Source organism: Brachyspira pilosicoli (assembly GCF_019402445.1).
Taxonomy (GTDB): domain Bacteria; phylum Spirochaetota; class Brachyspiria; order Brachyspirales; family Brachyspiraceae; genus Brachyspira; species Brachyspira pilosicoli_B.
On record NZ_SRZM01000434.1, the window covers coordinates 1 to 1,146 of the forward strand.

At 24.4% G+C, this 1,146-nt stretch carries 1 protein-coding gene; it reads right to left on the reverse strand.

Annotated elements, in window-relative coordinates:
* A partial coding sequence (locus E6A48_RS11675; RefSeq protein ID WP_219710477.1) for a hypothetical protein occupies positions 1–756 on the reverse strand: 756 nt, incomplete at its 3' end.
* Positions 757–1,146 lie beyond the last annotated feature (390 nt).

The window sequence follows — 1,146 nt, forward strand, 5'->3', positions numbered from 1 at the left end:
ATTTAATACTTTTTCTAAATTGGATATAACTTGATTATCTAATTTTTTAAAATAATTTAAATATGAAGATATAGTTGCTATCATTTGTTGCCCACAGTCACTTTCTGTTTCCTCATAAAATTTAGGTAAATTTGATAAAAAACCATCTAAAATATATGCAATATTCATTTCTTTTAATTGTAAATAATACTTAGATTTTATTTGATATATACTAAGGAAACTATTGTAAACGTCTACAAACATATTATAAATTTTTATATCTTGTTCTATATTGTATGCCATTCTATAATGATCATAAAAAGGGTTTGTATGAATTTTATAATAAATTTTTAAAATAAAATCTATACTAGATATTAAAACATTCAAATCTTCTATAGGTATATTATTATTAATTGTATTAAAACTTCCAGAATTAATATGTTGTAAAGCTAATGATTCAGCTTCATATTTCCAGTTATATAGTAACTCTTTTGTATATCTAATAGGATCAGAATCTATAATCCTAGCACAAGTAGAACATAACCAAATTCCATTATCTATACTTCTTCGTTCATCATTACTCATATTAGGATCATATCTTGGTCCTCCAGGGGCGGCAGCACATATATGGGCAGCTATTCCAATACTAGTAGCTTTACATTTATCTAAATTTGGACCAGATGTTATACGCTGACAGTCTGGGTTACTACATCTATGAGCAACTCTTTTTGCTAATATATCCTTTGTTTTTTGATCAAAATCATCTCTATTATTCATTATTTATTCTCTTATCTTTAATACTAATATTATAACAATATTGGTATTAATATCAAATTTTTACATTGATTTGAAATCAAACTATAACAACATAAAAAATATTATTTTTATAATTTTTTAGTATTAATATTTTCTTGATACGTATATATTTAATTAAAATTATTATTAATTTCTTTTTCTATATTTGATTTTATAATGAAATCATTTGTTTCAGGTTCTCTTGTCTGCTTTTCATAGGGTAGCACCCCACTTCTTTTGCCGATAGGCACCTACTCGGTATTGATATAAAAGAAGCAAAAGAACTGCATTTAAAGTTATAAACAAAAAAAGAAAATCAACGCATAAACAAAAAGGAAAAATAACACATAAACAAAAGAAAAGACAGAAAGC